The organism is Photorhabdus viridis (assembly GCF_040256935.1).
In the GTDB taxonomy this organism is placed as follows: Bacteria; Pseudomonadota; Gammaproteobacteria; order Enterobacterales; family Enterobacteriaceae; genus Photorhabdus; species Photorhabdus viridis.
The window spans coordinates 1-284 of record NZ_JBEJZY010000370.1 but is presented as its reverse complement, the minus strand read 5'-3'; the positions used below and the strand labels follow the sequence as shown (position 1 = coordinate 284).

Annotated in this window: 1 protein-coding gene; it reads left to right on the top strand. The window is 36.6% G+C overall.

Going from position 1 to position 284, the window contains the following annotated elements:
- Positions 1 to 284 (top strand): hypothetical protein (locus tag ABR397_RS23785; RefSeq protein WP_350307846.1); only part of this gene is annotated, 284 nt, incomplete at both ends.

Genomic DNA, 284 nt, shown 5'->3' with positions numbered 1-284 from the left:
ACGGGCAAGTATCATCGCAAAAGGTAATCTTATCGCTGACTTTAGCGACAGCATTAATATTGATACTGACTACCCACGTAAATCGCCGCCCAGTTCAGATTTCTATTATGATCTTCCCGCCAATAGTGAAAAACTGCCAGAAATACTGTCGGCTAAAAGTATCTTATTACATAGTGGAGAAATCACCCTCAAAGATAAAATCAACGCGGCTAATGATTTAAACATCATTTCTGAAAACGATATTACCCTTAAAAATTCAATACTTTCGACAGCCAATAATTTAT